The 6,000-nt window shown below is 44.1% G+C and carries 5 protein-coding genes; 3 read left to right on the plus strand and 2 right to left on the minus strand.

From position 1 onward, the window contains the following. Nucleotides 1-402: 402 nt before the first annotated feature. Together K300_RS0113925 and K300_RS0113930 are read left to right on the plus strand one after the other, a co-directional pair. Complete coding sequence (locus tag K300_RS0113925) at nucleotides 403-801, plus strand: NifB/NifX family molybdenum-iron cluster-binding protein (protein WP_022852294.1); 399 nt, start codon at nucleotides 403-405, stop codon at nucleotides 799-801. 504 nt (nucleotides 802-1,305) lie between these two features. Continuing rightward, complete coding sequence (locus K300_RS0113930) at nucleotides 1,306-1,530, plus strand: hypothetical protein (protein WP_022852295.1); 225 nt, start codon at nucleotides 1,306-1,308, stop codon at nucleotides 1,528-1,530. Nucleotides 1,531-1,588: 58 nt separating this feature from the next. Here K300_RS0113930 and rbr read toward each other — a convergent pair whose 3' ends face one another. Further along, nucleotides 1,589-2,176: a rubrerythrin gene (gene rbr / locus K300_RS0113935; RefSeq protein WP_022852296.1), complete on the minus strand. Its 588-nt coding sequence runs from the start codon at nucleotides 2,174-2,176 to the stop codon at nucleotides 1,589-1,591. Between the two features lie 132 nt (nucleotides 2,177-2,308). Between rbr and K300_RS0113940 the strand changes: the two genes are divergently transcribed. After that, a complete protein-coding gene (locus tag K300_RS0113940) occupies nucleotides 2,309-4,039 on the plus strand; it encodes an ABC transporter ATP-binding protein (RefSeq protein WP_022852297.1) in 1,731 nt (576 codons plus the stop codon). On the opposite strand, the gene K300_RS0113945 is transcribed toward K300_RS0113940, so the two are convergent. Further along, complete coding sequence (locus K300_RS0113945) at nucleotides 4,036-5,094, minus strand: glycosyltransferase (RefSeq protein WP_022852298.1); 1,059 nt, start codon at nucleotides 5,092-5,094, stop codon at nucleotides 4,036-4,038. The two genes, K300_RS0113940 and K300_RS0113945, sit on opposite strands and share 4 nt — an antisense overlap. Nucleotides 5,095-6,000 lie beyond the last annotated feature (906 nt).

Below are 6,000 nucleotides of genomic sequence, written 5' to 3' on the forward strand. Positions count from 1 at the left end.
AAAAAGTTACCCTAATATAATCTGGAAAATTCATCATCCTGAGAATTTCCCTGACGTTACGCTCGGCAAAGCCTTCGCTTCACTTACTTCCGGCTGCATAAATTGAATACAATTCAATTTAATTCCGCCTTCAGGATGGAAAGCTGTACTCTATACAACCATCGTATAATACATGTACTACATGGGTTTCTGAATAGCTCTTTGTAACCATGCATTCATAGCCACAGTTTAATCTAATAGCAAAGGGGATTTTTTTAAACCAAAAAGCTATGGATGTCTACTAAAAGCGTATCTAAAAGGATTACATATGCTGATTTTCGCACATATGTTATTTATCCTTGCATATTGCACCAAAGCTCATTATATAGAGAGTATATAGTTAATTAAAGGAGGTAACAAGAGATGAAACTCTGTTTCCCGGTACAAAAGAATAACGGTCTAGAAAGCGCAGTATACAATCATTTTGGCTCAGCTCCAATGTTTATGGTGGCAGACACAGACAACAATGAGATATACGAGCTTGATAACGGTGATGTTGAACACGTGCACGGCGCATGTAATCCAGCAAGTGCATTAGGCGGAGCACAGGTTGACGCCGTAGTTGTCGGCGGAATCGGCCAGGGCGCATTAACCCGCCTAAAAGTTCTCGGCAAACGCGTATTTCTTGCAAATAGCGGCACAATCTCAGACAACATAAATCTGTTTAAAGAGAACAAACTCCGTGAGCTGGAACTTACAGCAACCTGTGGAGATCACCACCACTCACATGGACACGACCACGGCGGCTCATGCTGCCACTAGCCCGACCTTACTCATAATTTTTGAGTATGTATAGAAAAGACTTAAGGGGTACGAGTCAAGCACCTTTCAAAGATAAATATCAATGTTTAAATTTAAAAGCCAACGTGGATGTTGGCTCTGAAGGCGAAGCTGGATTGGGCTCTACACAATTCACGAAGCCGGAAGTACGAGAGGGCAAGGTTTCCTTGCCCGAACAACGATGGAATTTCCATGGATGGTAAATTCCATAGATTAAATTGGAACCGCCATCACTTACGAATTCATGAATATGAATGAGTAACTATGGGGGATGTAAAACCTTGAGGGTAATCGGTTTGCTTACTTTTACGAACTAAAAGTAAGTCGTGCTTTAGCACGAAACACATAAAATAGTGACTAATTTCTAATTAGAGTATGAAAGGAAAAGATCGCAGGGAACTTTTTAGGGAACAAAGTTCCCCGCACCCCTCAAAAACTCATGTTGAGATAATAATTAGAGGTTGATACAAAAAAAGGCTCCCACGGATGGGAGCCCTGAAGGCGGAGCTGAATTGGGTTCTGCACAATTCACGAAGCCGGAAGTACGAGAGGGCAAGGTTTCCTTGCCCGAACAACAATGGAATTTCCATGGATGGTAAATTCCATAGATTAAATCAGACCAGGGAAATTCTCAGGATGATGAATTTCCCAGATTATGTAGATGTTGGCTCTGAAGGCGAAAGGAAGAACAGCTTTGCTGTTCTGACATAGCCGGAAGTGCGTTCGAGCAGGGGTTCCCTGCTCGAACAACAATTGAATTTCCCATATATTAATAGTTACTTTCTTTAACCTCAAAGTGCTCAAGCTTGTGCGCACATGCAGGGCAAATGTCGGGTGCTTCGAGGCCTTCATGAACAAATCCGCAGTTTCTGCACTTCCAGCGAACACTCACATCCTTCTTGAAAACAAGTCCATTCTCAATGTTGTCTGCAAGCTTGAGGAAACGCTTCTCATGCTCAACTTCAACATCTGCGATGTAGCGGAACTGCTTCGCAATATGGGGGAACCCCTCTTCCTCAGCAACTTTGGCAAAGTTGGGATAAAGGATCTCCCATTCCTCATGCTCACCTTCGGCAGACAACTTAAGGTTATCAATGGTTTTTGCGAACCCTACCGGGTAATCGGCGTTTACGTTAACCATTGTAGGCGTGTCGGCATTCTCAAGGATCTTCTTCCAGAAACGCTTCGCATGCTCTCTTTCGTTATCTGCGGTTTCAGTAAAGATAGCCTCGATCTGGCGGTATCCTTCCTGTCTTGCAACAGATGCATAATATGTGTAGCGCATTCTGGCCTGGCTTTCACCAGCGAATGCTTTCATAAGATTCTCAAGTGTCTCTGTTCCTTCAAGTTTAGGCATTTATATCCTCCTTAGTTTTAAACGAGCTTTCAATAATATATTTAAAACACACTGATGGTCAACTATCTTCGAATTTTCCCCTTGAGCCCAGAGCCTTAATTTACTATGATTTGCAATGCTTTTGAGGTGATAATGGAAACTCTCAAGAAAATCTGGGTATACTTTCGCAAGCACCTGCCGTTGTTGATAATATCGGTAATCTCTTCGATATTTGTGGCAGCGAGCGACGGTGCATCCGCATACATAATAAAACATGTACTTGATGATATATTCATTAATAAGAATGAGGAAATGCTGGTCATTATACCCATGGCCATTGGCATTATCTTCCTAGTACGAGGCGTTTTTAGGTTTCTCCAGCTGTACCTTCTGAGGATGATAAGCCTTAAGGTTGTTCAGGAGATCCGCCACGAGCTTTATGTCAAAATGATCAAATTCCCCATGAGCTACTTCGACAGCAACAGTACTGGAACGATGATGGCCCGCATCATTAACGACGTGAACCAGCTAAAATCATCCATTCCAGCTTTTATCAAGATCATTAAGGAAAGTTTCTCTGTTGTATTTCTTATCGCTGTAGTATTTTATCAGGACGCCGAACTCGGCATGTACGGTCTTATCGCACTACCTTTCATGGCCATAATAATCTCTAAAACAAGTAAAAAGACAAAGAAATACAGCCGCAAAGGGCATGAAAAAATGGGCGATCTTGCCTCTGTTCTGCAGGAGGCTTTCTCCGGTGTTAAGGTTGTGAAAGCCTTTGTGATGGAGAGCTTTGAGATCGGCAAATTCCGCAAGGAGAACACAAAAGAGATCGGCTTCCAGATTAAGCGTGCACTTGTGGCATCGCTCAGCTCGCCTATCATGGATATTATTGCCGGGCTAGCACTCGCCGCAATCATCTTCTACGGTGGTTCAAAGGTTATCGCCGGAGAATCCACTCCGGGTACTTTCTTTTCATTCATTGCCGCATTTGCCCTGATGTTTGAGCCGTTCAAAAAGATTAACCAAGAAAATCATACCATTCAAGCCGCCATCGCCGCCGCCGAACGTGTGTTTGAAACCCTTGACATACATAATGAAATACTTGACCAGGATGGCGACAAGGACTGCGATGCCAGAGGTGCGGAGATAAGGTTTGATAACGTCTCATTTTCATATAAGGGTAGCGATGAGAGGGTTATTGATAACCTATCACTCAATGTTAAACCAGGTACTACGGTGGCACTTGTGGGCTCGAGCGGTGCTGGCAAAAGTACTCTTGTAAGCCTAATCCCCCGCTTCTATGATGTAACGGATGGCTCTGTGACCGTCGGCGGAACTGATGTGCGTGAGTTTGCAGTTTACAACCTTCGAAAAAACATCGGTATTGTCAATCAGGAACCATTCCTCTTTAATGACACAGTAAGTAATAATATCGCCTATGGGGCGGGTGAGGTCAGCGAGGATGATATCCGTAGTGCGGCAGATTCCGCCTATGCCACAGACTTCATTGAGAACCTCTCAGAGGGCTTTGACACAATCATAGGGGAGCGAGGTGACAGGCTTTCAGGCGGTCAGCGTCAGAGGATCACCATAGCCAGAGCGCTATTGATCAACCCGCCCATCCTTATAATGGACGAGGCGACAAGCTCGCTCGATACCGAGAGCGAAAGGATCGTTCAAAAAGCACTCACAAACCTTATGAAGGGGCGTACAAGCTTCGTCATCGCCCACAGGCTCTCGACTGTCCTTAATGCTGATATGATAGTAGTGATGGATGGCGGAAAAATAGAGTCCATAGGCAAACACGACGATCTTCTGGGGAAGTCCGAGATCTATACAAGGCTATACAATATGCAGTTCGGCGCAGAGGAGTCTTAGCGCAGTTCTTCCAGCCAGCTTGCCAGCTCCTGCACTCTCTTTGTGAAGTTGAAGTCACCCTTTATCATCTCTAGTGAAGCGGCGGACATTTCTGCATACTCCGTTGCATCCATAAGCAGACACTTCTTTATACATTCGGCCATGCCGTCAACGTCACCTTTACTGCATAGATAGCCGTTGACACCATCCTGAACCAGTTCGGGTATACAACAGACATCCGTGGAAACTACAGGCAGGCCGGAGGCCATGTACTCAAGGATAACATTGGGGAGTCCTTCAGTACGGGAGGACAACAGGCCGAAGTCATACGTTGAGAGCTTATCTGCAACACCTCTGTCAAAGCCAAGGAACTCGATCTTGTCATTAATTTTGTATTCATAAGCCAGTTTTTCTAGATTTTCACGTTCCTTGCCTTCTCCATATACATCAACTTTGAATGGTATTTGCGTATAGTTCCATGCCATTGAAAGTGCCTTGAAAAGCATTTCGTGCCCCTTCGATTTGGCAAGCTTGGAAGATATCACAAAGCGAACTGGACTTCCTGAGCTTCTAGTCCTGTCTGTCTTTGGTTCACGGCCATTGTAAATATATCGTATATCTTTATCTTCGAGAAAAGGTACGGACTCTATAAGCTCCTCTTTCATTATTCTGCAGGGTACAAGTATTCGGCTGACAATACGCTTATGGACAAAAGCAGTTTTGGGCCCCGGCTCAATGTCTCCGGTGAGCCCAACTCTATGAACTACTGGAATTCCGAGACTTTTTGCCGCAACACCGGCAGAGCGAAGCTCTTTATATATATTCATAATCGTTGCATCTATTTTATATCGCTTGAAAATGCGACGGAACCTGAGAATAGCGGCTGGGTTATAGTCAAATCCGAAATGAACATGATGGGCCTCGCACCCACGTAATCTTGCCTGCTCAATCAAACGCTTATCCGATGCGAAGAAATGGACTGTATGCCCAAGCTCACGCAGACCACAGCCGAATTCAAGCATCCATGTTTTAACGCCACCCCAGTTCTTTGTGGATATTACAAATGCGATATTCATATTGTCTTATAACATTAATTACATGTTCAAATCTATTATGAATAATGACAACTGCAAATAACTGCTGAATATGTAACTCATAACCATATACTATTCCCTATAGACCGTTGCACTTGCTAGTTTAATCCAGGGTTTTAAACACGGACAAGGCAACTGCCCTATTGACAGATACGTTCCGACATAAATTAACCAAAGGCTGAGCAGCAAGAGCTCGTACGCAAAAGTATAGAAGAAACTCAATAGCCTGCTCAAGCAAGAGGCACATGGTTTGCCGAGCGCAACGGCAGGGAAACTCTCAGGATGTTGAATTTCCCTGATTGTATTGTTGTTTAGGGTAACTTTTTAGGGAACAAAGTTCCCCTAAGACCCCTCAAAAACCCATGTAGTATATAATGGTTTTATAGAATACAGCTTTCCATGGATGGAAAGCCTGAAGGCGGGAGGAAGAACAGCTTTGCTGGCCTGACGAAGCCGGAAGTGAGTGAAGCGAAGGCTTTGCCGAGCGTAGCGTCAGGAAAATTCTCAGGATGATGAATTTTCCAGATCAATTAGGAAGGAAGCTCTGAAGGCGTAGCTGAATTGGCTTTTCCGGCATACAAACGCAAAAAAGCCGCCCTACGGCGGCTTATATATATGAAGCAGAACGTCATCGCTCTGCCTATGAAAGCTATTTAAGTTGATTAAGACAGATACCTCATTAATCTGAGGTAGAAAGGTTTAGTTAATGGATGTTGGCTCTGGCGGAGTTAAGAGGGCAAAGTCTCTTTACCAGAACAACAATGGAATTTCCCAATTTGTATGGACGGTAAATCCCATACATATATCCAGATATAAATAATCCCTGGCGGCGTCCTACTCTTCCACATGTTACCTTCATGCAGTACAATCGGCGCAGGAGGACTTAAC

This window comes from Limisalsivibrio acetivorans (genome assembly GCF_000421105.1).
In the GTDB taxonomy this organism is placed as follows: Bacteria; Chrysiogenota; Deferribacteres; order Deferribacterales; family Geovibrionaceae; genus Limisalsivibrio; species Limisalsivibrio acetivorans.

Excerpts from the sequence above, each read along its gene's own strand:
- rbr (WP_022852296.1), bottom strand. The coding sequence starts at position 2,176 with ATGCCTAAACTTGAAGGAACAGAGACACTTGAGAATCTTATGAAAGCA.
- K300_RS0113945 (WP_022852298.1), bottom strand. The coding sequence starts at position 5,094 with ATGAATATCGCATTTGTAATATCCACAAAGAACTGGGGTGGCGTTAAA.
- K300_RS0113930 (WP_022852295.1), top strand. The coding sequence starts at position 1,306 with ATGGGAGCCCTGAAGGCGGAGCTGAATTGGGTTCTGCACAATTCACGA.
- K300_RS0113940 (WP_022852297.1), top strand. The coding sequence starts at position 2,309 with ATGGAAACTCTCAAGAAAATCTGGGTATACTTTCGCAAGCACCTGCCG.
- K300_RS0113925 (WP_022852294.1), top strand. The coding sequence starts at position 403 with ATGAAACTCTGTTTCCCGGTACAAAAGAATAACGGTCTAGAAAGCGCA.